This window comes from Photobacterium piscicola, from assembly GCF_900166965.1.
Lineage (GTDB): Bacteria > Pseudomonadota > Gammaproteobacteria > Enterobacterales > Vibrionaceae > Photobacterium > Photobacterium piscicola.
In genome coordinates this window covers 107,180-130,468 of the sequence record NZ_FUZI01000006.1, presented here as the reverse complement: position 1 = coordinate 130,468, position 23,289 = coordinate 107,180, and the positions used below count along the sequence as shown (strand labels likewise).

Below are 23,289 nucleotides of genomic sequence, written 5' to 3'. Positions count from 1 at the left end.
TAAAAAATACAACATATAGTTCATCTTTCTCTAAATATTGTAACAGTATCAGTTAGGGTTGGCACTCATTAAGGTTGATGGATTTTAGTAAAAAAGATCTCATAAATTAATATTGTGGTCATTGTTACGAAATACGGTCAATTTTGCCTGTTTTGTTTATTTAATAGTGATAGGAAAAGGCTAATGAAGGATTTATTACCAGATTTATGTGATTGCTATGCGCAAGATATTCGTTTTTTGCCGTTAATGTTACGTGATTATGGCTGTCATACCCCGTTTTGGGGGCAAATAGTGACCCTACGCTGTTTTGAGGATAACAGTTTAGTGCGTAATTTATTATCAACCGATGGCCGAGGTAAGGTGCTATTTATTGATGGCCATGGCAGTTGTCGACGTGCATTGCTGGGAGATCAGCTGGCATTATTAGCGATAGAAAATAATTGGCAAGGGATTATTGTTCATGGTGCGATTCGAGATGTTGCAACCTTGGCACAATTGTCATTAGGTGTGAAAGCGTTAGCGGCATGCCCTATTAAAACGGATAAACGGCAGATGGGAGAACATAATGTCGTGCTCAGTATTGCGGATACGCTAATTTATCCTAATGATTATATTTATGCAGATTTAAATGGCATTATTTTGAGTAGTACTGCGTTAGATGTGAGTGCATTAAAAACTGAATCCTAAGCCGAGCTCAATTATTTTTTCAAGCTCAGCATAATCAACCGTAGCCCGTACATTTACTTTTTGTGAGACGTCGTATTGGCTACTCAGCTCTAATCCTAATGAGGTTTGGTTATTAATGGTGTCTGATGTAATGGCACTATTAATACTTATTCGTGGTGATACAGAATATTTAACACCAGAGGTTAATCCACTTGTTGCGGGTTGACGATCGGTACTGGTGGTTAGATGGGTGCTAACATAAAGCTGAGTGTTATCCGTTACTGAATAAGCGTAGCCACTGTCTATCTGCCATATATCAAAACGTTGCTGACGTGATTGTGACGATAAAAACCATCCTGATGTGAGTTTTTTACCCCCATTATAAGTTAGGTTGGTGTCTATCGATGTTGCCGCTTGTGCTGTGACGGGCATGGCTAAAAAAATAAGTACTCCCACAATACTTATATAATATTTGATCATGCTCACTCCTATCACACCGACATTATTTTAAATAGTAGGCCATATTACGAAGAGAGTAAGTGTTATAAGTGATAAATACTCATCAAGTGGCGTATTCATGATCATCGCCACAACTTAGTCGTAATCTCTCCGTTATTACACTCACTGACGACGGTTATTTTTTGGATATTTGAATATGTAGCCGATGACGGGCATGATAAGGAAAAACATCAGGATATAGTTCTTGATTAATATTGTTCTGCAAGTGCTGCCAATAACTGGCTTCAAACAGATCTTGATGTAATTCATTAAACAAATTTTTTACTTTAGGATTGATCAGTAAAAAGGTTCGAAACTCTTCTGGAAAAACATCATTAATCCCAACGCTATACCAAGGTTCGGCGGCCATTTCATCTTCGGGGTAACGCGCTGCCGGAATCTTTCTAAAATTCATTTCACTCATATAAGTAATTTCATCATAGTCATAAAACACCACTCGCTTATGACGCGTTACGCCAAAATTTTTAAATAACATATCTCCAGGGAAAATATTAGCGGCGGCGAGTTGTTTAATCGCATTTCCATATTCATTAACGGCGTGGCGTAAGTCAGCATCATTTGCTGTTTCAATATAAATATTAAATGGAATCATTCGCCGTTCCATATACAGGTGTTCAATTATGATCTCATCATCGGTGAGGGTCACGATAGAAGGGGCGATAGTGAGTAGCTCTTGAATGAGTTCATCGCTGAATCGGTGACGTGGAAAGCTAAAATGACGATATTCTTGTGTATCGGCCATTCTACCGACACGATCATGTTCTTTGACTAATTGATATTTTTGTTTAACAACGTGAGGGCTAATGTCTTTTTGTGGAGCGAATTTATCTTTAATTATTTTAAAAACAAAATCATAAGACGGTAATGTAAACACAGACATTACCATGCCTTTTATTCCAGGAGCGATAATAAATTGGTCGTCAGAGTGTGCTAAATGATCTAAGAATTGGCGATAAAATTCTGTTTTCCCATGTTTTTGGCACCCAATGGCAGTATAAAGCTCAGCCAAATTTTTATTGGGTAACAGTTGAGCTAAAAAGCGCACTAAGGCTGCGGGGGCTGGGCTATAAACCATGAAATAAGAACGAGCAAAACCAAAGATAACGCTAACATCATTGACGTTACAGATACCCGCATCTAATAACAATTGACCATTATGATTGAGTATTGGCAGTACTAAAGGCCGTGATTCACCATTTGAAAAAGTCAGTTTACCGACCAGATAAGCGGCTTTATTACGGTAAAAAGGCTCACGAATTTGTTCTAAGGTTAGGTGTTGATCAAGCCGCTCACCTAACTCAGCTTCTAAGTGGGTAACCAGCAATTGAATATCACGTTGTTTATCATTCCAATCAAGCGTAAAAGGCTGATCATCAAGCATTCTTTCAATCATTACCGCAACGGTTGTTTGAACTCGATAATGACGGGTTAATGAGCTGGGATAGGTAGGTATACGGTGTTGTTGTGAGCTATGAACAAAGATATTATCGCGGTTGATATTACGATGCTTGAAAATACGGCAATACACCGAATTAAAAAAACTTTCGGCAATATCATAACGTGGATAATCAACCAATAAATTCTGATAAGCCTGTTTCACGGCAGTCAGACATATTTGATTTGCGTATTGTCCTCCAAGCATGATCTGAATCTGATTGGTAACTAATTCCACATGATGATCATAAAAACTAATACGGGTTTTTAATGCTTGGTGCACTAGCGTCCATTGCTGGTGTTCAAATCGTTGTTGCGCCTCGGCAGTGACGTCAAGAAAGCGGCCAAACATGGCATCTGAGCCTTGTAAAATAGTATGTGCTATCAGTGACTCCATGGCTGCACTCATCAGTTTATCCTTAATGATGACAATTTTATTCTTTGCTATTTACTATGCAATGCTCTGTAGCTGACTGCAAATATTATTGTTGTTTTTTTGAGCGGTGAAGTGCGTCGTATTGCAGATGTGTACGACGTATGTATTCTGTAATAATTGTAAAAACTTTATTGACTCTATATTACATTCCATGTAATCGTAAGGTAACAGCGTGTAAACAGAAATGACAATTATGACAAATGTACCCCGTATCGTTATCACCACCACCATGATTATTACCATTAACACTACAGGTGTTGATGCGGGCTGATATGCGCAAAATTACAATAAGCCCGCAACTCATTAAGAGCTGCGGGCTTTTTTTTTAAATTTAAATTCATCAGTGTTGAGTAATATTTATCGAGAGATAAATAGTTCAGGATAGTCACTCGGGAGTAGGGAATGCGAGTATTTAAATTTGGCGGATCGTCACTAGCAGATGCAGAACGATTTTTAAGAGCGGCAGATATTATTGCCAGCAATGCCAAGCAAGGCGAAGTTGCGGTGGTGTTATCAGCGCCAGGTAAGGTTACCAACAATTTAGTTGCGGTGATTGAGAGTGCGGTAACAACCGGTGCTGCAGCTCAGCAAATAGCAACATTAGAAACGGTATTTAATGATCTTTTTCATGGTTTAAAAGCACGTGAACCAAAGTTAGATCATCAGACATTAGAGAGCAAATTAGCCACCACGATTGAACAACTACAACAGTATGTTCACGGTATTCGGTTATTAGGATTATGCCCAGATAATGTGTATGCCAAAGTGATCAGTAAAGGTGAGCGGCTATCAATTGTAACCATGAAGTTGCTATTGGAAGCCAAAGGTCAGGCGGCAAGTTTGATTGATCCCGTGCAGTATCTCCATGCCGAAGGTGACTATCTTGAAGCTCATGTTGATATCGAGGTATCAACACAGCACTTCCAAAATAATCCATTACCCGCAGAGCACGTTTGTATCATGCCAGGTTTTACTGCCGGTAACGCTCAAGGTGAATTAGTCACTTTAGGCCGTAATGGTTCTGATTATTCAGCCGCCGTTTTAGCTGCTTGTTTGCGCGCGGATTGTTGTGAAATTTGGACAGATGTTGATGGGGTTTATAGTTGTGATCCACGTTTAGTACCAGATGCTCGCCTGCTTAAATCATTAAGTTATCAAGAAGCGATGGAGTTATCTTATTTTGGGGCATCAGTATTGCATCCCAAAACCATTGCTCCGATTGCGCAATTTCAAATCCCATGTTTAATTAAAAACAGTTTTAATCCACAAGGGGCTGGCACGCTTATTGGTCAAGATACGGGTGAAGATAAGCTTGATATTAAAGGTATTACAACCTTAAAAGATTTGACCATGGTTAACGTTTCCGGTCCGGGAATGAAAGGCATGGTTGGTATGGCTGCGCGTGTCTTTGGTGCGATGTCAACCGCCGGCGTCTCGGTGGTGTTGATCACGCAATCTTCATCTGAATACAGCATTAGTTTTTGTATTGAAACTCAGGATAAGACGGTAGCTAGAAAAGCATTAATTGCTAGCTTTGAGCTTGAATTAAAAGAAGGTTTATTAGAGCCAGTTGAGTTTAGTGATGATTTATCAATTGTGACGTTGGTTGGTGACGGTATGCGAACCTCACATGGTGTTGCATCGCGTTTCTTTACGGCGTTAGCGGAAGTCGATGTCAACATTGTAGCGATTGCACAAGGGTCATCTGAACGTGCTATCTCTGCGGTTATTCCTCAAAATAAAGTATCAGAAGCGGTTAAAGCGTGTCATGAGAATTTATTTAATAGCCAACATACGTTAGATGTGTTTGTTGTTGGTGTTGGTGGCGTTGGTGGTGAATTAATTGATCAAATTCACCGTCAGCAACAAAAATTAGCGCAAAAAGGGATTGTGATCCGTGTCTGTGGCATGGCGAACAGTAAAGGGTTACTGCTTAACAGTAATGGCTTTATGCTAGATAGCTGGCGTGATCTGATGGGGGCGGTTAATGAACCATTGCAATTACAACGTATGGTTGAGTTAGTCCGTCATAACCATATTATCAACCCCGTGATTGTTGATTGTACGTCAGATCAAACTATTGCCGAGCAATATACCGATTATCTTGCGGCAGGTTTCCACGTTATTACCCCTAATAAGAAAGCCAATACTGCTAGCATGGCGTATTACCAACAATTACGCCAAGCTGCGCGAGTTGGTCATCGTAAATTCATGTATGACACCACTGTTGGTGCTGGCTTACCTGTGATTGAAAATTTACAAAACTTGCTGGCTGCAGGTGATGAATTAGTACGTTTCTCGGGTATCTTATCTGGCTCTTTATCTTACATCTTCGGTAAGTTAGATGATGGCATGAGTTTCAGTGAAGCGACCACAGTTGCACGTAATAATGGCTTTACTGAGCCTGATGCTCGAGATGATCTCTCTGGTATGGATGTTGCGCGTAAGTTACTGATTTTGGCTCGTGAAGCTGGGTTAGAATTAGAACTTGAAGATGTGGTGGTAGAACAAGCATTACCGCCAGGTTTTGATGCTTCGGGTTCTGTTGATGACTTTATGGCTCGTTTGCCTCAAGCCGATGTCTATTTCTCTGAGCTGGCTGCGACCGCAGCAAAAGAAGACAAAGTATTACGTTATGTGGGTGAGATTGATCATGGTAAGTGTAACGTTAAGATTGTTGCCGTAAACCCTGATGATCCGATGTTTAAAATCAAAGACGGTGAAAATGCATTGGCGTTTTATAGCCGTTACTACCAACCGATTCCTCTCGTCTTACGTGGTTATGGTGCCGGTACGGAAGTGACTGCGGCAGGTGTCTTTGCCGATCTAATGCGTACCTTAGGTTGGAAGCGAGGTATATAACATGAGTGTCGTTGTTTATGCGCCAGCCTCGATTGGCAATGTCAGTGTCGGTTTTGATGTGTTAGGTGCTGCGGTTTCTCCTATTGATGGTTCTTTATTAGGAGATCGAGTTGAAGTCGCGGCAGGAACATCGGCATTTAGCCTGCAATGTGTCGGCGCTTTTGTGGATAAGTTACCGCCGCAAGCACAAGACAATATTGTGTATCGTTGTTGGCAAGTGTTTGCACGTGAATTGGATCATAAAGGTATTCCATTATTGCCTGTGGCTGTCACATTAGAAAAGAATATGCCAATTGGTTCTGGTTTAGGTTCAAGTGCGTGTTCTATTGTGGCCGCGCTTGAGGCGCTAAACCAATTCCATCAGCAACCATTAACCAGTAATGAATTATTGACGTTAATGGGGGAAATGGAAGGGGAGGTTTCAGGGAGTACCCATTACGATAATGTTGCGCCTTGCTTCTTAGGTGGATTGCAATTTATGGTCCAAGAAATGGGGATTATTAGTCAAGCGGTGCCTTGTTTTGATGATTGGTATTGGGTTATGGCATATCCTGGTATTAAAGTGCCAACAGCTGAAGCGCGTGCCATTTTACCCGCTCAATATCGACGTCAGGATGTGATTGCTCATGGACGTTATTTGGGCGGGTTTATTCATGCTTGCCACTCACGACAACCTTTGTTAGCCGCTAAAATGATCCATGATGTTGTGGCTGAGCCTTATCGTGAAAAATTATTACCACGTTTTCATCAAGCTCGACAATATGCGTTAGAAGCGGGGGCGATTGCGAGTGGTATTTCAGGTTCTGGACCAACGATGTTTAGTATCTGTACCAAGCTTGAGGTTGCACAGCGGTTAGCTAATTGGCTAGCCGATAATTATGTTCAAAATGATCAAGGATTTGTGCATGTTTGTCAGCTGGATAAACAAGGTGCAAAAGTTACAGGGAGTGAGTTATAACCATGAAGTTGTATAATCTTAAAGATCACCAACAACAAGTGTCATTTGGTCAGGCAGTGCGCCAAGGTTTAGGTCGTCAACAAGGCTTATTTTTTCCAGCACAATTACCACAACTGGGTGATATTGATGCTTTGCTCGCAATGGACTTTGTGAGTCGTAGTAGTAAGATTTTATCAGCATTTATTGGTGATGAGCTGAGTCGTGAGATTGTGACTCAAATGGTTGATAGTGCTTTTCAGTTTCCAGCACCTATCAATAAAGTAAAAGACGGCGTGTATGCATTAGAGCTGTTTCATGGTCCGACATTAGCATTTAAAGACTTTGGTGGCCGTTTTATGGCGCAATCTTTAGCTACGGTAACTGATAGTGACGGTAACATTACCATTTTAACGGCAACATCAGGAGATACAGGTGCCGCGGTTGCTCATGCTTTTTATGGTATGGATAATATTCAAGTAGTGATTTTGTACCCCAAAGGCAAAATTAGCCCACTACAAGAAAAATTGTTTTGTACCTTAGGTGAAAACATTACTACTGTTGCGGTTAATGGCACCTTTGATGATTGTCAGGCATTAGTTAAACAAGCTTTTGATGACGCAGAGTTACGGGCTGATATTGGTCTAAACTCAGCAAACTCGATTAATATCAGTCGCCTAATGGCGCAAATTTGTTATTACTTTGAGGCTGTATCACAATTATCAAAAGCAGAGCGTGAACACCTCGTTATTTCCGTACCGAGTGGTAATTTTGGTAATTTAACCGCAGGTCTATTAGCGAAATCATTAGGTTTACCGGTTAAACGCTTTATTGCTGCCACGAATGTAAATGATACGGTTCCGCGTTATTTACACACAGGGGAGTGGATGCCAAAAACAACCGTTGCCACGATTTCAAATGCGATGGATGTCAGTCAGCCAAATAACTGGCCACGTATTGAAGAGTTATGTCAGCTCAAAGGCTGGGGATTAAATGAGCTTGGGTATGGCGTCGTTGATGACCAACAAACCGCGGTGACATTAAAACAAATGTATGCCGATGGCTATTTATGTGAGCCACACGGTGCAATTGCTTATCATGTTTTAGATCAACAATTAGCCGAGGGTGAAACAGGCATATTCTTGTGTACTGCGCATCCAGCTAAATTTAAAGATGTGGTTGATAACATTCTTAGTACTGATTTACCATTACCTGCACCGCTCGCAAAACATAATGCATTGCCGTTATTATCATTAGAAGCCGCTAATGATTTTGCTACAATTAAGACAATTTTATACTCGGTTCAACCCGTTTTATAATGTGATATCAAAACATCATGATACAAAAAAGGAGCCAGTGGCTCCTTTTTTTATTACAGCATCTTGCTCAAATCAAGACACTCACACTAGGCTATAAATTATAGGCTGCTAGTGAAAGTACGAGCGATAACGTCTTGCTGTTGTTCAGTTGTTAGTGAGTTGAAACGTACAGCGTAACCTGATACACGGATAGTTAGCTGTGGGTATTTTTCTGGGTGTGCAGCAGCATCTAGTAGTGTTTCACGCTTAAGAACGTTAACGTTTAGGTGTTGACCACCTTCGATTTTAGCTGGCGCTTCGATAGCTAGTTCACGGTACTCAATGTCACCAAGATCTGCTTGTGCGATAATTTGGTCAGCATCGTAGCTACCAGGTGCACAAACACAACGCGCTTCATTAGACTCGCTATCTAGGATCCAGATTGAGTTTAGTAGATCATCGTTTGCTGCTTTAGTAATTTGAATACCAGTAATCATAACTTTTCTCCAAGAAAATTGTTGTTAATTTATTCGTTTTTGTATTGAGCTACCTATTATATAACCTTCAACGCACATTTGTGTATTGATGTAGATCAAATTACAACGAAAAACCTTAAATATAATAAGGCTGTTTTATTGAGCTAGGTCAATCTAACTGCATTTTACTGGCGAATCAACTAAAAATATCAAATTTAAAAAATAAGTTGAATGTTATTTTGTTGTAAAATAACGACATTTTATGATGTTACTATATGCTTATGGTGAATAGATTGTCATATCTTGTGGGTTTTTATGTTAAATATCACGACCGCTATTAGTGTTGTTAATATGTTGTTTGGCGGTTATTTGTAGGAGTTATTATGAAACTGATTGGGGCTCATGTGTCGGCAGCAGGTGGTGTGTACAATGCCCCTTCAAATGCTGCGGCTATTGGTGCAAATGCTTTCGCATTGTTTACTAAGAATCAACGTCAATGGTTGTCTAAGCCGTTAGAGGCTGATGCTATTCTGGCGTTTAAGACAAAATGTCAGCAGTTAAATTTTGATGCGACTGCTATTTTACCGCACGATTCTTACTTGATTAATTTAGGTTCACCGGATACTGAGAAGTTACAAAAATCACGGTTAGCTTTCATTGATGAGATGCAACGTTGTCAGCAATTAGGATTACATTTATTGAATTTTCACCCAGGCAGTCATCTTAAAAAAATATCAGAATCAGCCTGTTTAGCCCTCATTGCTGAATCGATTAATTTAGCTCATCAGCAAGTTGATGATGTAGTTGCGGTGATCGAAAATACGGCAGGACAAGGCTCGAACTTAGGTTGGCGTTTTGAACATTTGGCTGAGATTATTGCTCAAGTGGAGGATAAATCTCGTGTAGGAGTTTGTATTGATACTTGCCATACCTTTGCGGCTGGATATGATTTACGGACGATGGAAGCGACAGCAGCGACGTTTGCTGAATTTGATCAAGTGGTTGGGATGCAATATTTGCGAGCAATGCATTTAAATGATTCTAAAGGAGATTTAGGGAGTCATTTGGATCGTCATCATAGCCTAGGTGAAGGGATGATTGGATGGGATTGCTTTCGATTCTTAATGCAAGATAACCGCTTTAATAATATACCTTTGATATTAGAAACCATTAATCCTGATATCTGGCACCATGAAATTACGACTTTACGCAGTTTTGAATAAGAGAGTTAACCTATGACGGCAAGCTGGCAAACATTTATCGAGCAGCAACAACAATTACCGTATTTTAATGATATCGAACAAGCAGTTGCTACGGCTCGTGCTGAGGGTAAGACTGTTTTTCCTCCTCAAGATGATGTGTTTAATGCTTTTTTCAGTACGCCATTAATGGCAACGAAAGTCGTGATTTTAGGTCAAGATCCTTATCATGGTCCTGAACAAGCACATGGGTTGAGTTTTTCGGTATTACCTGGAGTAAAAACGCCACCATCATTGGTTAATATGTACAAGGAATTAGCGACGGATATCAATGGATTTACTATTCCTGATCATGGTTATTTACAACCATGGGCTGAGCAGGGGGTACTGTTACTTAATACCGTCTTAACCGTTGAACAAGGTAATGCGCACTCTCACGCTAAAATTGGTTGGGAAACGTTTACTGATCGCGCTATTGAATACATTAATGATAATACCGAAGGGGTGATTTTTTTATTGTGGGGCGCACATGCTCAGAAAAAAGGTAAAAAAATTGATCTTGAACGACATCACGTTTTAACGTCAGCACATCCTTCACCATTATCTGCTTATCGTGGTTTTTTCGGCTGTAAGCATTTTTCAGAGGCTAATAATTTATTGTCGATGATGAGCAAATCACCGATTAATTGGCAATTATAAGTCGCGGCATAAGGTATCGCTTTTAGGAATAAAAAGGCCAGTGTTTATGCTGGCCGTTTTAATAATATTTTTAGAAATCAAAATCATCACTATTGAAACTACCACACATATCCATGTCTTGTAGTTCTCTGCGTAGTCTTTGACGGTCTTTCAATGCTTCAATTTCACGCCACTTTCGTTTTTCTGGTTTAGCACGAGAGCGACGAGAAACAGTATCGATTGTCATCATGTCATCAAATGCAAAGCTATCCATAAAGCACCTATCCCTACTTTTCGCTTGGTGTAAGCGATTTGAGTATTTATTACCATAGAATGGCTAATAATAAAATTGAACTGTTTCTCATTTGTTATTAAAATATGAAACTTTTGTGTGGTAAGTCTCACAATTGTTGAGTGAGTGATTAAAAAAGAGACCATTATTGGTGTTAAATAGGATTTTTATAGTTTCAATTATTAGTCTGTAGTTAAACCGACTAATTATCTAAATCAAATCCATTTTTAGAGGGTAATAATCAGTAAATGTTTTTAGTTGTAAGTTTTATAACTCACTGTAAAAATGCTGATAATTAAATAATTATTATTTTAATAATGGTTTTGCACCTTATCTCTGATCTTATGCTTTAAAGTTGGCAGGGTTAAAAATAATACCTGTAACGTATTATTGCCATGTTGGCGCTGTTTTTTATTGGGTTAATAACGGTAGTAAAAAGGACGTTGTATCATTAATTATCGATTTTTAAGGCGTGAAATGTGACCAGTCAAATTAACTTTATCAACGATTTGCTATGGGGATCGGTGTTGATATATTTGCTGATTGGTATTGGCATTTATTTTACTTATCGCCTCAATTTTATTCAATTTCGTCACTTTAAACATATGTTTTCTGTAATGAAAAATAGTCGAAAGTCAGACTCGTCGGGTATTTCATCTTTCCAAGCTTTGTGTACCAGTTTGGCGGCAAGAGTTGGCTCTGGCAATATGGCTGGGGTTGCTGTTGCCTTGACCTTAGGTGGCCCCGGTGCCATTTTTTGGATGTGGCTAATTGCGATGTTAGGTATGGCGACTGCTTTTGCAGAAAGTGCATTAGCGCAATTGTACAAAACCCGTGATGATGATGGTAATTATCGTGGTGGCCCTGCCTATTATATGGAACGAGGTTTAGGTATGCGGTGGATGGGGGTTATCTTTTCTATCTGTTTGATCATTGCCTTTGGCTTAGTTTTTAATGCGGTACAAGCCAATTCAATCAGTCAAGCCACGCATGTCGCTTTTGGGTGGCAACCACAATATGTTGGCCTTGGCCTTGTGGTATTAACCGGCATTATTATTTTTGGTGGTTTGCGTACAATTGCACGTACAGCTGAAATTTTAGTACCGACGATGGCATTGTGTTACCTCGTATTGGCATTATTCATTATGCTGAGCAATATCGAACAGTTACCGCATATTTTGATGTTGATTTTTCGCAGCGCGTTTGGTTTTGAAGAAGCAGCCTCTGGTGCGTTAGGCTACACCATCGCACAAGGAATGATTAATGGCTTAAAACGTGGATTATTTTCAAATGAAGCCGGTATGGGCTCAGCCCCAAACGCTGCTGCATCAGCAACACCTTATCCTCCGCACCCTGCATCACAAGGTTATGTACAGATGTTAGGGGTGTTTATGGACACCATTGTTATCTGCTCTGCCACGGTGGCGATTATTTTAATGTCAGGTGAATATGAGCCACATAGCAGTATTACAGGCATTGAATTAACCCAAAAAGCCATCAGTTCCCAAGTGGGGGATTGGGGCGGGATTTTTATTGCGGTGGCTATATTCTTCTTTTCTTTTACATCACTGGTTGCCAATTATTCCTATGCTGAAACGAATTTGATATTTCTAGAGCATAATCACAAGGTGGGCTTAAATGTCTTTCGAGTGGTCGTGTTATGTATGGTGATGTTTGGAGCAATGGCTGACTTACCTACCGTTTGGGCGATGGCTGATATCTCTATGGGCATGATGGCAATGATTAACTTAGCCGCGATAGTGTTACTGTCGGGGACGGTGATTAAGTTAGCTCAAGATTATAACAAGCAGTTGTCGCTAGGAAAAATACCCACATTTAATCGTCAAGATTACCCCGAATTACATGCTCAACTTGAAGCGGGAATTTGGGATGAATCGGCACCCGTTGTCGTAAAATCAACGCGACATTAATGTTGTATACCTATTAATGAAATAGTAATAATCACGGCAGTTATACGTGGTTTTTACTATTGATGGTGGTAGTCTAAATACGTCAGACTTTAAAGGAAAAAGCCTTATGTTAATCGTGGTATCACCCGCAAAAACGTTAGATTACACCTCGCCATTAGCAACAACAACTTATACGTTACCTGAATTAACCGTTGATTCAGCTGAATTGATTGATGTTTGCCGAGAGCTGACACCGATGGATATTGCTAGCTTGATGAAAGTCAGTGATAAAATTGCCGGACTAAATGCAGCTCGTTTTGCTGAGTGGCAGCCAACGTTTACCGTGGATAATGCTCGCCAAGCGATTTTGGCATTTAAAGGTGATGTCTACACGGGCTTAGCCGCTGAAACTATGACTGAAGCACAGTTTGCCTATACACAGCAGCATTTACGAATGTTATCTGGGCTTTATGGTGTGTTGCGACCACTTGATTTAATGCAGCCATACCGTTTAGAAATGGGCACCCGTCTAGTGAACCAACGTGGCACTAATTTGTATCAATTCTGGGGCGATATTATTACCGATAAGCTTAATGTAGCTGTTGCTGAACAAGGCGATAATATTGTGGTTAATCTAGCATCTAATGAATACTTTAAAGCGGTTAAGTCTAAAAAACTCAATGCTCAATTAATTACCCCTATTTTTAAAGACTGTAAAAATGGCACCTATAAAGTCATTAGTTTCTATGCCAAAAGAGCCCGTGGAATGATGGCTCGCTATATTTTAGATAATCAATTAACGTCTATTGCTCAGTTACAACAGTTTGATAGCGCGGGATATTATTTTGTTGCAGCGGAATCAACAGCCACTGAATTAGTGTTTAAGCGTGAACAGCAATAACTAATGTGGCAGTGATTATTTAACGTTAAAAAAAGGCCAACGCATTAGCGTTGGCCTTTTTATTTGTCTGTTTTGTAAAAGAGAAAATTATGACTTAGCTTGGCTTTTTTTAGCAGCTTGTTTGATTTTCTTTTTCGCTTTCGCTTCTTTTACTTTCTTATCAACTTTTTTCTTTTTCTTGGCGGTATTAGGTTTCTTCGTTTGTGGACGTAGACCATGAATAAAGCGCTCTTGCACTTCTTCTTTCATGTAACGGCTAATACGTTCGATCATGCCTTGGTCATGTGCTTCAACCAATGCAATAGCCGTACCTTTTTTGCCTGCACGAGCAGTACGACCAATACGGTGTACGTAGACTTCAGCAGTACGTGGTAGGTCAAAGTTAATAACATGGCTTACATCGGGTAAATCAATACCGCGCGCAGCAACGTCGGTAGCAATGAGTACGTTTACTACACCATCACGAAAACGAGTGATCATGTTAGTACGTGCAGCTTGTGCCATTTCACCTTGAATCCAGTTACAAGGAATGCCCATTGCGTCTAATTGACTACGAAGGATACCTAGGCGCTCACGTGTTTTTACAAAGATGATGGTACGCTCAGCTTGATCTTTAATGATGTTTTCTAACAGAGCAAGTTTGTGCTCCATACTATCGCAACGAAGATACATCTGTTGAATCTTTTTACGTTCGCGACGAGATGGATCAGCGTTAACTTCAAGTGGTTCATTTAGAATAGTTTCTGAGAACTCACGTACGCCTTTACCTTCTAAGGTTGCTGAGAATAATAAACTCTGACGACGCCAGCGACATTCATGGTTGATGCGCTCAACAATTTTGCCAAAGCCCATGTCTAACATACGGTCAGCTTCATCAAGAATCAGACATTCAATTGCGCGGCAATCAAATTTCTCAGACTCAATGTATTCCATTAAACGGCCAGGTGTTGCTACGACGATATCTTGCGTTTTACCAAGTAGCTCAGCATGCTCATCGTAAGAAATACCACCGGTAATAGTGAATACTTTTAAGTTAGTGTACTTAGACAGTGCTTTTGCATGTTCAGCAACTTGAATCGCTAACTCACGCGTTGGCGTTAAGATTAATACACGTGCAGGCCCCGGCTTTTTGCGTGGAAAATCCTGCAAGTGCTGAATCATTGGAAGCAGAAACGCAGCTGTTTTTCCGGTCCCTGTTGGTGCAGAAGCCATGACATCTTTACCGTCAAGGGCATGAGGGATAGCCTGCGCTTGAACTACGGTTGGGCGGCTATAGCCGATCTCGTCAATCGCTCGTAATAGCTCGCTATCTAACTCTAATTCGGAAAAGTCTTTCACCAGTTATCTCTCCCAAGACAAATGCTAAATATGCTCTCGTCACTGTGCTTATGCCGTGTAACCAGAACATGGGTATTTATATTAAGGGGCGGCATTATAGCCACTCTTGGCGTAAGTAACACCGATTAAAACATAAAAACTTCAGTTAATGATCAATATTCATTATTGCTTGATTATATTTTATACGTTAACCGATTACATTTTTAAGTAAAAATCTTTAGTAAGTTTAATAAAATCAGTGGAATAGGTGTTATCAGTATGAATGCAAAGTTGTTGTTGCTCAGTAATGACGCAATTTTTAGTTAATTCGATTAATGTGCGCATTATTGGTTTATGCATGGTTGTGCGAACGTCGCAACGACGCTGGCAGTATAACCCATAAGCAGATGTTTGGTTGATCAGTTGTTGACCTTCATAGGCGGGTAGAATAATGCTAGCACTACCATCTGTTGTTAATAAATAGCGAAGGGTTTCTAGTAATTGTTGATGACTAAAGCTGTCGGTATGACGTGCTGTGGCGCGATGTTGCTGGTGTGCTTGTTGACCTGCATTAAAATAGGGTGGGTTACAAATAATACTATCAATAGATGCTGGGGCAATATGCTGACACCAATGGGTAATGTTATTTTCAATACATTGTAAGCGTGATGACCATGGCGACGCGGAAAAATTTGCCGTTGCTGCCATTGCCGCGTTGGAATCTAATTCAATGGCAGTGATTGTTGTTGCTTGGGTGCGCTGTGCCGCCATTAGTGCTAATAAGCCACTACCTGTACCGATATCAACAATATGCCCTTGCTGCGGTAAACCTGCCCATGCACCTAATAAAACGCCATCAGTACTAATAGGCATGCCGCAACCATGATCATTGATGGTGAATTGTTTGAAGTTAAAGCTGCGACTCATTGTTTATTCCCTTGGTTTTTGGATAGTTACCATGTTGATAAAACACACAAAAGCATATAAAGCGAAGGTTATATAATCAAACTATAATTAATGACGTTGATTTTGTTAAAATTCTGTTTTTATATCGATATTTAAGTGTTATGTGTTTTTTATAAGTATGGTTGTTTTACTCTGTACTGGTTTTTTGTTTTGTTTTGATTTTAAAAACCAGTGTTTAGTTCTGGTTTTTTGGCGATCAAGCTGAATTATATGGTGTTTTTCGCTACTCTATTGCTAAGGTTAACCTTTTTGGTCATTATGCTGCAAGGCACGTAATTAATAGCAACATATAACTCGTGCTACTTATTATAAAAAATGCAGACACAATATATAACCCATTAGAGAGTGGAAGGTGCAGTTTGAAAAAAACACTCAAAATAACAGATATCATTGCGCTAGGCTTTATGACCTTTGCGTTCTTCCTTGGTGCAGGTAACATTATTTTTCCACCGTTAGCCGGACAGCTTGCGGGTGAGAATATGTTATCAGCAATGTCAGGGTTCTTAGTAACAGCCGTAGGCTTACCGTTAATTGGAATTATCGCGGTAGCAATAGCGGGTGGTGGTTGGACGGGACTGACTCGTGATTTACCATCAAAGGTCGCAACGTTAATGGCGGTATTGATTTTTATCATTATTGGCCCTGCGTTTGCCGCTCCTCGTACCGGTCTTGTTGCTTATGAAATGGCAGTAAAACCTTTTCTTACTGATGCAAGCCAAACCAGTTTAACCCTCTTTTCTATTATCTTCTTTTCGGTAGCACTGTTCTTTGCTTGGTCTCGCGGTAAATTAATCGACATGATTGGCAAATTTTTAACTCCCGCTTTATTTGTGGTGTTAACGGTGTTGGCGATTGCGGTCTTTATTAATCCACAAGGAACCATCATTGCAGCACAAGGTGAATATATCTCTCAACCGTTTACTACTGGTTTCCTTGAGGGTTATAACACCATGGATACCTTTGCTGCACTGATGTTCGGTATGCTGATTGTTGATGTTATTCGTAGCAAAGGCGTGACGGATGATAAGACAACTTGTACTTACCTTATTTATGCAGGCTTGATTGCAGCTGCCGGTTTAGCCTTTGTTTATGTGTCATTATTTTATCTTGGCGCAACCAGTGCAGGCATTGCTGCTGGCGTTGGTAATGGTGGTGCAATTTTAACGACTTATGTGATGGCGCTGTTTGGTTCAACCGGACAAATTATTTTATCAACGATTGTATTACTTGCATGTTTAACAACGGCAATTGGTTTAATCAGCGCGTGTGCTGATTACTTTAGTACCCTAACGCCAATGTCTTATAAAAAGTGGGCTGTGTTGTTAGCCATAATCTGTGCGGTAGTCGCAAATGTTGGCTTAAATATGCTGATTTCTCTGTCGATACCAGTGTTGTTTGCATTGTACCCTGTTGCTATCGCATTAGTGGCATTGACCTTGATTCGCAAGTGGTTGCCTAATCCACGCTTAGCATACCGAGTGGTGTTATTGGTATCACTGATTTTCAGTATGATTGATGTGGCTAAATACCTGAAGTTTGATATGTCGTTGTTTAGTTCATTGCCAATGTTTAATTATGGTATGGCATGGGTATTACCAACGGTTATTGCTTTAGTGATAACGCGTTTCATCGGTGGTAAACAATCTAAAGATGAAAATAAGCACACCGTTGTTATATAAAACAGTGCAATAACAATGTAGCTGTTGAAATATAAAAAAGGGATGCATGAGCATCCCTTTTTTTATGAATATGATCCAAGTTTAGATAAGTTGAGCGTATTCGAGCATGATTTGCTCACACCATTGATGAATACGATCATCACTTAATTCGTATTGGCTATCTTCATCTAAAGCGAGACCCACAAACAATGATTCATCGGCTGTTAATGCTTTTGATGCCTGAAATTGATAGCTATCATCATTAGGCCAATAACCGATAAATTGTACTCCAGTTGAGCTGAGTTGGTCATGCAACATACCCATTGCATCTAAAAACCACTCGGTATAGCCTTCTTGATCACCGAGCCCAAATAAGGCCACGGTTTTTTGTTGTAATTGTAAGCCATCTAATTGTTGCCATACCGCTTCCCAGTCTTCTTGGATTTCACCAAAATCCCAAGTTGAAATGCCTAAAATTAGCATGTCATACTGGTTCATTTCCGTTAATGGCGTGTGTTTAATATTGTGTAATTCAACCAGATCAGCCCCTAGGCATTCACGAATTTTTTCTGCCGCCATTTCGGTATAACAGGTCGTTGAGCCATAAAACAAACCAATTTTCATGCTGTGTATCCTCTGTTTTTATTTTTAACCAAAGTGTACTCGCTATTGATCGTTGAGCTCAAGGTTAGCGTGGTCTTGAACGGTATAATATTCCGTTGAATTAATAGATAACGAGGTTACTTTTTAGTACAAATATCCTATCATGCGCTGAGTACTGTGTTTTTATCCATGTATTTAAACCGTCTTATGACACAGCTTATGATGAGGTAAAAATGGTAACCGACGATGTTATTATTGAACGCTTTCTTGATGCGATGTGGATGGAACGAGGGTTATCCGACAATACTCTTGCCTCTTATCGTAATGATTTAAAAAAATTACAACAATGGATGCAGCAACAAGCGATTACTGTTTCTCACGCCTCGGTTGATGATTTACAACGTTATCAATTATGGCTGTTTGATCAAAACTATAAGCAAACATCACGCGCACGTATGGTGTCGGCGATTCGACGTTTATTTCAATATTTATACCGTGAAAAAGTACGGATTGATGATCCGAGTGCAATGTTAGTAACGCCTAAGTTACCTAAACGGTTGCCAAAAGATCTCAGTGAAGCACAAGTAGATGCGTTATTAGAAGCCCCCGATGTTAATGATCCACTTGAATTACGCGATAAAGCGATGCTGGAATTGTTATATGCCACCGGATTACGTGTGACCGAATTAGTTACATTAACCATGGATAAAGTTAGCTTGCGCCAAGGTGTGGTGAGAGTGACCGGTAAAGGTGATAAAGAACGTTTAGTACCGATGGGGGAAAATGCCGTTGATTGGATTGAACAGTTTATTGAAAGTGGGCGCCCCGTATTATTAGGCGAGAAAAGCTCAGATGTATTGTTTCCAAGTCGACGCGCACGTCAAATGACCCGCCAAACATTCTGGCATCGAATTAAATATTATGCCGTATTAGCCGGTATTGATGCTGATACATTATCACCCCATGTCATGCGCCATGCTTTTGCTACCCATTTACTTAATTATGGAGCTGACTTACGAGTGGTACAAATGTTGCTGGGTCATAGTGATCTCTCAACAACCCAGATTTATACTCATGTCGCCACTGAAAGATTGAAACAATTGCACCAAAGTCATCATCCTCGTGCATAATTATGAGATGTTGTTAGCTAAAACTAGCGATAATATTTGTATTTAGGGATACTTCATTTATGCTGCGCGGATAAAAATAATAGCGCAATTGAAACTATTTAGTCGAAATCTCGGTCTGTTTTATATCGAGATTGTCATCATTTGAAAAGGGATAACAAGATGCATTTTATTCGTCGCACCGTGCTAGCCACTACTATTGCACTCACTGCTTTTTCTGCGGTAGCAAAGCCTGACGTAACGGCTATCACCAAGCAACTATCAACCATTGGTTTAACGCCAAGCTCAATTACGGCTTCGCCAATGGCGGGTGTAAATGAAGTTGTGACTGAACGTGGTGTTGTTTATACCTCTGATGACGGACAATATTTTTTAGCGGGTCATTTATACCAAAACACGGGGGCTGAGCCTGTGAATTTAACTGAGCAAAAAATGGCACAGTTAAACAAAGCTAAATTAGCGGGAATGGATAAAGACATGATTGTTTATCCAGCTAAAAATGAAAAATATGTGGTAACCGTGTTTACTGATACTAGCTGTGGTTATTGCCGTAAATTGCATAATGAAATGCAAGGTTATAACGATGCTGGCATTACGGTACGTTACCTTGCTTTCCCTCGCGGTGGTGAGCGTTCAAGTAACTTCAATCAAATGAGTGCTATTTGGGGAGCGAAAGATCGTGTTAAAGCTATGCATGATGCAAAGAGCGGTACTTTTGATGAATCAAAAATTACTCCTCGTCCTGATTTAGTGATGGAACAATACCAATTAGGTGTTGCGATGGGCGTGAATGGTACCCCTGCAATCGTGCTTGAAGATGGCACTATGATTCCAGGTTACCAACCGCCAGCAGCATTACTGCAATTATTGGATAGCAAAGCGAAAAGCTAATCACGACCATTAATTAACATTGGTCATCGTGAATAAAAGCCTGATAGTGATATCAGGCTTTTTTGTTGGCGGTGATTTGGTTAAGATGAAAAGATAATCATTCCACTAAAGAAGCCGTTATTATGATAGAAATCAAACGTCGTCCTGTTGTCGATCCTCAAGGCTTCTCGAATGAGATCCCCGCTATTTTACAACGCATTTATGCGAGCCGTGGCATTACAAATGATGCAGAACTTGAACGCGGCGCGAAAGGATTACTTAATTATAATCAGCTTTATGGTATGGCTGATGCAGTAACATTATTAGTTACCGCACTTACCAATAATACTCGCATTATAATTGTGGGTGACTTTGATGCCGATGGTGCCACCAGTTCTGCATTATCAGTGTTGGCGTTGAAAATGTTGGGGTGTCGCAATGTTGATTACCTAGTGCCAAATCGTTTTGATGATGGTTATGGTCTTAGTCCTGAAGTGGCGCAGCAAGCGATTGATCGTGGTGCAGAACTTATCATGACGGTGGATAATGGCGTCTCTTCGATTGCTGGTGTGGCAGCAGCAAAGGCACAAGGGGTACAAGTGCTGGTTACTGATCATCACCTACCGGGGGACTGTTTACCTGCTGCTGATGCGATGGTGAATCCTAACCTTGATCAATGCGGTTTTCCCTCAAAAGCATTATGTGGGGTTGGGGTCGCGTTTTATTTGATGCTGGCTTTACGAGCAGAACTGCGTAATAACTGTTGGTTTGAACAACAAGCGCTGGCCGTGCCTAATTTAGCTGAACTGCTTGATTTAGTGGCACTGGGTACGGTTGCTGATGTGGTGGCTTTAGATGGTAATAACCGCATTCTCGTCCATCAAGGTTTACAACGTATTCGTGCTGGTAAATGCCGCCCTGGTATTCAGGCATTAATCGAAGTGGCTAATCGTGATCCTGCTCGATTAGTGGCGAGTGATCTTGGCTTTGCACTTGGGCCGCGAATTAATGCTGCAGGACGATTAGACGATATGTCATTCGGAGTGGAGTTACTGCTGTGTGACAATATTCAAGCAGCACGACGTATGGCGTCAGAGCTTGATGCGCTTAATCAAACTCGTAAAGAAATAGAACAAGGGATGAAAGAAGAAGGTCTCGCGATTTGTGAACGGTTACAGTTTAATCAGCAAGATATGCCTTATGGTTTAGTGCTGTTTCAACGTGATTGGCATCAAGGGGTGATCGGTATTTTAGCCTCGCGGATCAAAGATAAATATCATCGCCCAGTGATTGCTTTTGCTGATGCAGGCAACGGTGAAATTAAAGGATCTTGTCGCTCTATTGTCGGATTACATATGCGCGATGTGTTAGATGTGGTTGATACACAACATCCTGGTATGATTTTAAAATTTGGTGGTCACGCGATGGCGGCTGGATTGACCATCCCTGAGTCTCAATTGGACGCCTTCAGTCTCGCTTTTGATGCCGCAGTACGTAAAGTGTTAGATGAAGATGCATTGCAAGGTGTATTACTCAGTGATGGTGAACTACAACCCCATGAACTAACGCTTGAGACTGCTGAAATATTACGCGCAGGTGGGCCATGGGGACAACAATTTCCTGAACCGACGTTTGATAGTTCGTTTCGATTATTACACCAAAAGCTGGTGGCAGGAAAACATCTAAAAATGATGGTTGAGCCGTTAGCGGGGGGAAGTGTGATCGATGCGATAGCATTTAATGTTGATCTTAAACGGTGGCCAGATGCTTCAGTACAGCAAATTGAATTGGTGTATCGCCTCGATGTTAATGAGTTTCGCGGCAATCGTAGCGTGCAATTGATGGTTGAACATTTAGTTGCAAAATAATGCCAGCATGAGAACTTAGCCGAAAGTGGTGAGGATCTTGGCGTCGACAGCCTAGATTGTCACCATATTTCGATTAATTTTCTGATAACCTTTCACTCCCCCTGTATATTCTATCTACAATTCGATAGAATCTTGCGGTTATGTCCATTTCGGTAATGAAGCGTGGCGATGTTCGAAATTAATCCTATTAAAAACCGACTTGAGGATGTGTCAGCACGTACTGACATCCTTAGGGGGTACCTTTGACTATGATGCTAAAAAAGAGCGTCTAGAAGAGGTCAATGCAGAGTTAGAGCAACCAGATGTATGGAGTGAACCTGAACGCGCTCAAGCGTTAGGTAAAGAACGTGCAGCACTGGAAGCGGTAGTTGAAACGATTGACTTATTAGACCAAGGCGTTGAAGACGTTGCGGGTCTACTTGAGTTAGCGGTTGAAGAAGACGATCAAGAAACCTTTGATGAGATTGAACCTGAGTTAGCTGAGCTTGAAGCTAAGTTAGCTAAGTTAGAATTTCGTCGAATGTTTGCTGGTGATCATGATAGTTCTGATTGCTATCTTGACCTTCAAGCAGGTTCTGGTGGTACTGAAGCACAAGATTGGACATCAATGATGCTCCGCATGTATTTGCGTTGGGCTGATGCCAAAGGCTTTAAGAGCGAGATCATTGAAATTTCTGATGGCGATGTTGCCGGTCTGAAATCTGTCACAGTACGTATTAGCGGTGAGTATGCTTATGGTTGGTTACGTACCGAAACAGGTGTTCACCGTTTAGTGCGTAAATCACCGTTTGACTCAGGCGGCCGTCGTCATACTTCGTTCGCATCAGCATTTGTGTATCCAGAAATTGATGACAATATCGTTATTGATATCAATCCTTCTGATTTACGTATTGACGTATACCGCGCATCAGGTGCGGGTGGTCAGCACGTAAACACCACTGAATCTGCGGTACGTATTACACACTTACCAACAAACCTTGTTGTACAGTGTCAGAACGATCGCTCTCAGCATAAGAACAAAGATCAAGCAATGAAGCAATTAAAAGCGAAATTGTTTGAATATGAAATGCAGAAGCAAAATGCTGAAAAGCAAGCCAGTGAAGATACCAAATCAGACATTGGCTGGGGCAGTCAAATCCGTTCTTATGTATTGGATGACTCCCGCATAAAAGATTTACGTACTGGGGTGGAAAATCGAAACACCCAAGCAGTATTGGACGGTGATTTAGACCGTTTTATTGAAGCTAGCTTGAAATCAGGTCTTTAACCGAATTT

Annotated in this window: 20 protein-coding genes and 1 other annotated feature; of the genes, 13 read left to right on the top strand and 7 right to left on the bottom strand. The window is 40.6% G+C overall.

From position 1 onward, the window contains the following. Positions 1–183: 183 nt before the first annotated feature. Positions 184–687, top strand: coding sequence for a putative 4-hydroxy-4-methyl-2-oxoglutarate aldolase (locus CZ809_RS15625; RefSeq protein WP_080158498.1), 504 nt, complete (start codon positions 184–186; stop codon positions 685–687). Here CZ809_RS15625 and CZ809_RS15620 read toward each other — a convergent pair. Together CZ809_RS15620 and aceK are read right to left on the bottom strand one after the other, a co-directional pair. Further along, positions 670–1,146 (bottom strand): hypothetical protein, encoded by a 477-nt coding sequence (locus CZ809_RS15620; protein ID WP_080158497.1) that lies wholly within the window; start codon positions 1,144–1,146, stop codon positions 670–672. The genes CZ809_RS15625 and CZ809_RS15620 overlap by 18 nt on opposite strands. A gap of 154 nt (positions 1,147–1,300) precedes the next feature. Further along, positions 1,301–3,028 (bottom strand): bifunctional isocitrate dehydrogenase kinase/phosphatase, encoded by a 1,728-nt coding sequence (gene aceK, locus CZ809_RS15615; protein ID WP_080158496.1) that lies wholly within the window; start codon positions 3,026–3,028, stop codon positions 1,301–1,303. A gap of 236 nt (positions 3,029–3,264) precedes the next feature. Further along, positions 3,265–3,382 (top strand) — a sequence feature (Thr leader region). Positions 3,383–3,457: 75 nt separating this feature from the next. Here aceK and thrA point away from each other — a divergent pair. The 3 genes from thrA to thrC are packed head-to-tail and all read left to right on the top strand — an operon-like array spanning position 3,458 to position 8,170. Next, positions 3,458–5,917: a bifunctional aspartate kinase/homoserine dehydrogenase I gene (thrA, locus tag CZ809_RS15610; protein WP_080158495.1), complete on the top strand. Its 2,460-nt coding sequence runs from the start codon at positions 3,458–3,460 to the stop codon at positions 5,915–5,917. Position 5,918: 1 nt separating this feature from the next. Beyond that, positions 5,919–6,875, top strand: a complete 957-nt coding sequence (gene thrB / locus CZ809_RS15605; protein ID WP_080158494.1) for a homoserine kinase — start codon at positions 5,919–5,921, stop codon at positions 6,873–6,875. Positions 6,876–6,877: 2 nt separating this feature from the next. Then, positions 6,878–8,170, top strand: a complete 1,293-nt coding sequence (gene thrC, locus CZ809_RS15600) for a threonine synthase (RefSeq protein ID WP_080158493.1) — start codon at positions 6,878–6,880, stop codon at positions 8,168–8,170. A 98-nt stretch (positions 8,171–8,268) separates the two neighbouring features. Here thrC and grcA read toward each other — a convergent pair whose 3' ends face one another. Next, positions 8,269–8,646 (bottom strand): autonomous glycyl radical cofactor GrcA, encoded by a 378-nt coding sequence (gene grcA / locus CZ809_RS15595; RefSeq protein ID WP_036796032.1) that lies wholly within the window; start codon positions 8,644–8,646, stop codon positions 8,269–8,271. A 362-nt stretch (positions 8,647–9,008) separates the two neighbouring features. Between grcA and nfo the strand changes: the two genes are divergently transcribed. Continuing rightward, the gene (nfo, locus tag CZ809_RS15590) at positions 9,009–9,848 is read left to right on the top strand and encodes a deoxyribonuclease IV (RefSeq protein WP_080158492.1); all 840 of its coding nucleotides are present in this window, start codon (positions 9,009–9,011) and stop codon (positions 9,846–9,848) included. A 12-nt stretch (positions 9,849–9,860) separates the two neighbouring features. Continuing rightward, the gene (ung, locus tag CZ809_RS15585; protein WP_080158491.1) at positions 9,861–10,523 is read left to right on the top strand and encodes a uracil-DNA glycosylase; all 663 of its coding nucleotides are present in this window, start codon (positions 9,861–9,863) and stop codon (positions 10,521–10,523) included. Positions 10,524–10,593: 70 nt separating this feature from the next. On the opposite strand, the gene CZ809_RS15580 is transcribed toward ung, so the two are convergent. Further along, positions 10,594–10,776 carry a DUF3545 family protein gene (locus CZ809_RS15580; RefSeq protein ID WP_080158490.1) on the bottom strand — a complete coding sequence of 61 codons (183 nt, stop codon included), beginning with the start codon at positions 10,774–10,776 and terminating at the stop codon, positions 10,594–10,596. Between the two features lie 497 nt (positions 10,777–11,273). Between CZ809_RS15580 and CZ809_RS15575 the strand changes: the two genes are divergently transcribed. Beyond that, positions 11,274–12,725, top strand: a complete 1,452-nt coding sequence (locus tag CZ809_RS15575; RefSeq protein ID WP_080158489.1) for an alanine/glycine:cation symporter family protein — start codon at positions 11,274–11,276, stop codon at positions 12,723–12,725. A 106-nt stretch (positions 12,726–12,831) separates the two neighbouring features. Further along, positions 12,832–13,605: a peroxide stress protein YaaA gene (gene yaaA / locus CZ809_RS15570; protein ID WP_080158488.1), complete on the top strand. Its 774-nt coding sequence runs from the start codon at positions 12,832–12,834 to the stop codon at positions 13,603–13,605. A gap of 87 nt (positions 13,606–13,692) precedes the next feature. Here yaaA and srmB read toward each other — a convergent pair whose 3' ends face one another. After that, on the bottom strand, positions 13,693–14,943 hold the full coding sequence (gene srmB, locus CZ809_RS15565) for an ATP-dependent RNA helicase SrmB (RefSeq protein ID WP_080158487.1): 1,251 nt from the start codon (positions 14,941–14,943) through the stop codon (positions 13,693–13,695). Positions 14,944–15,138: 195 nt separating this feature from the next. Further along, the gene (locus CZ809_RS15560) at positions 15,139–15,849 is read right to left on the bottom strand and encodes a tRNA1(Val) (adenine(37)-N6)-methyltransferase (RefSeq protein WP_080158486.1); all 711 of its coding nucleotides are present in this window, start codon (positions 15,847–15,849) and stop codon (positions 15,139–15,141) included. Between the two features lie 398 nt (positions 15,850–16,247). Here CZ809_RS15560 and brnQ point away from each other — a divergent pair, with 398 nt between their 5' ends. Then, the gene (gene brnQ / locus CZ809_RS15555) at positions 16,248–17,567 is read left to right on the top strand and encodes a branched-chain amino acid transport system II carrier protein (protein ID WP_080158485.1); all 1,320 of its coding nucleotides are present in this window, start codon (positions 16,248–16,250) and stop codon (positions 17,565–17,567) included. A gap of 81 nt (positions 17,568–17,648) precedes the next feature. Here brnQ and fldB read toward each other — a convergent pair whose 3' ends face one another. Then, the gene (gene fldB, locus CZ809_RS15550) at positions 17,649–18,170 is read right to left on the bottom strand and encodes a flavodoxin FldB (protein WP_080158484.1); all 522 of its coding nucleotides are present in this window, start codon (positions 18,168–18,170) and stop codon (positions 17,649–17,651) included. A 212-nt stretch (positions 18,171–18,382) separates the two neighbouring features. On the opposite strand from fldB, the gene xerD reads away from it, so the two are divergent. The 4 genes from xerD to prfB all read left to right on the top strand — a co-directional run bounded on the left by xerD (position 18,383) and on the right by prfB (position 23,281). Next, positions 18,383–19,279, top strand: coding sequence for a site-specific tyrosine recombinase XerD (gene xerD / locus CZ809_RS15545; protein WP_080158483.1), 897 nt, complete (start codon positions 18,383–18,385; stop codon positions 19,277–19,279). A gap of 159 nt (positions 19,280–19,438) precedes the next feature. Then, complete coding sequence (gene dsbC / locus CZ809_RS15540) at positions 19,439–20,167, top strand: bifunctional protein-disulfide isomerase/oxidoreductase DsbC (protein ID WP_080158482.1); 729 nt, start codon at positions 19,439–19,441, stop codon at positions 20,165–20,167. Positions 20,168–20,289: 122 nt separating this feature from the next. Beyond that, positions 20,290–22,014 (top strand): single-stranded-DNA-specific exonuclease RecJ, encoded by a 1,725-nt coding sequence (gene recJ, locus CZ809_RS15535; RefSeq protein WP_080158481.1) that lies wholly within the window; start codon positions 20,290–20,292, stop codon positions 22,012–22,014. Between the two features lie 168 nt (positions 22,015–22,182). Then, positions 22,183–23,281 (top strand): peptide chain release factor 2 gene (gene prfB, locus CZ809_RS15530; RefSeq protein WP_107276911.1). Its coding sequence is split into 2 segments (ribosomal slippage): positions 22,183–22,257 and positions 22,259–23,281, totalling 1,098 coding nucleotides; the frame shifts between segments, so codons are not numbered across the junction. The last annotated feature ends 8 nt before the right edge of the window (positions 23,282–23,289 follow it).

Bases quoted from the DNA above. Each gene is read 5' to 3' on its own strand.
- thrA (WP_080158495.1), top strand. From the start codon at position 3,458: ATGCGAGTATTTAAATTTGGCGGATCGTCACTAGCAGATGCAGAACGA.
- ung (WP_080158491.1), top strand. From the start codon at position 9,861: ATGACGGCAAGCTGGCAAACATTTATCGAGCAGCAACAACAATTACCG.
- nfo (WP_080158492.1), top strand. From the start codon at position 9,009: ATGAAACTGATTGGGGCTCATGTGTCGGCAGCAGGTGGTGTGTACAAT.
- CZ809_RS15625 (WP_080158498.1), top strand. From the start codon at position 184: ATGAAGGATTTATTACCAGATTTATGTGATTGCTATGCGCAAGATATT.
- fldB (WP_080158484.1), bottom strand. From the start codon at position 18,170: ATGAAAATTGGTTTGTTTTATGGCTCAACGACCTGTTATACCGAAATG.
- recJ (WP_080158481.1), top strand. From the start codon at position 20,290: ATGATAGAAATCAAACGTCGTCCTGTTGTCGATCCTCAAGGCTTCTCG.
- CZ809_RS15580 (WP_080158490.1), bottom strand. From the start codon at position 10,776: ATGGATAGCTTTGCATTTGATGACATGATGACAATCGATACTGTTTCT.
- CZ809_RS15620 (WP_080158497.1), bottom strand. From the start codon at position 1,146: ATGATCAAATATTATATAAGTATTGTGGGAGTACTTATTTTTTTAGCC.
- thrC (WP_080158493.1), top strand. From the start codon at position 6,878: ATGAAGTTGTATAATCTTAAAGATCACCAACAACAAGTGTCATTTGGT.
- xerD (WP_080158483.1), top strand. From the start codon at position 18,383: ATGGTAACCGACGATGTTATTATTGAACGCTTTCTTGATGCGATGTGG.
- dsbC (WP_080158482.1), top strand. From the start codon at position 19,439: ATGCATTTTATTCGTCGCACCGTGCTAGCCACTACTATTGCACTCACT.
- CZ809_RS15560 (WP_080158486.1), bottom strand. From the start codon at position 15,849: ATGAGTCGCAGCTTTAACTTCAAACAATTCACCATCAATGATCATGGT.
- grcA (WP_036796032.1), bottom strand. From the start codon at position 8,646: ATGATTACTGGTATTCAAATTACTAAAGCAGCAAACGATGATCTACTA.
- thrB (WP_080158494.1), top strand. From the start codon at position 5,919: ATGAGTGTCGTTGTTTATGCGCCAGCCTCGATTGGCAATGTCAGTGTC.
- aceK (WP_080158496.1), bottom strand. From the start codon at position 3,028: ATGAGTGCAGCCATGGAGTCACTGATAGCACATACTATTTTACAAGGC.
- yaaA (WP_080158488.1), top strand. From the start codon at position 12,832: ATGTTAATCGTGGTATCACCCGCAAAAACGTTAGATTACACCTCGCCA.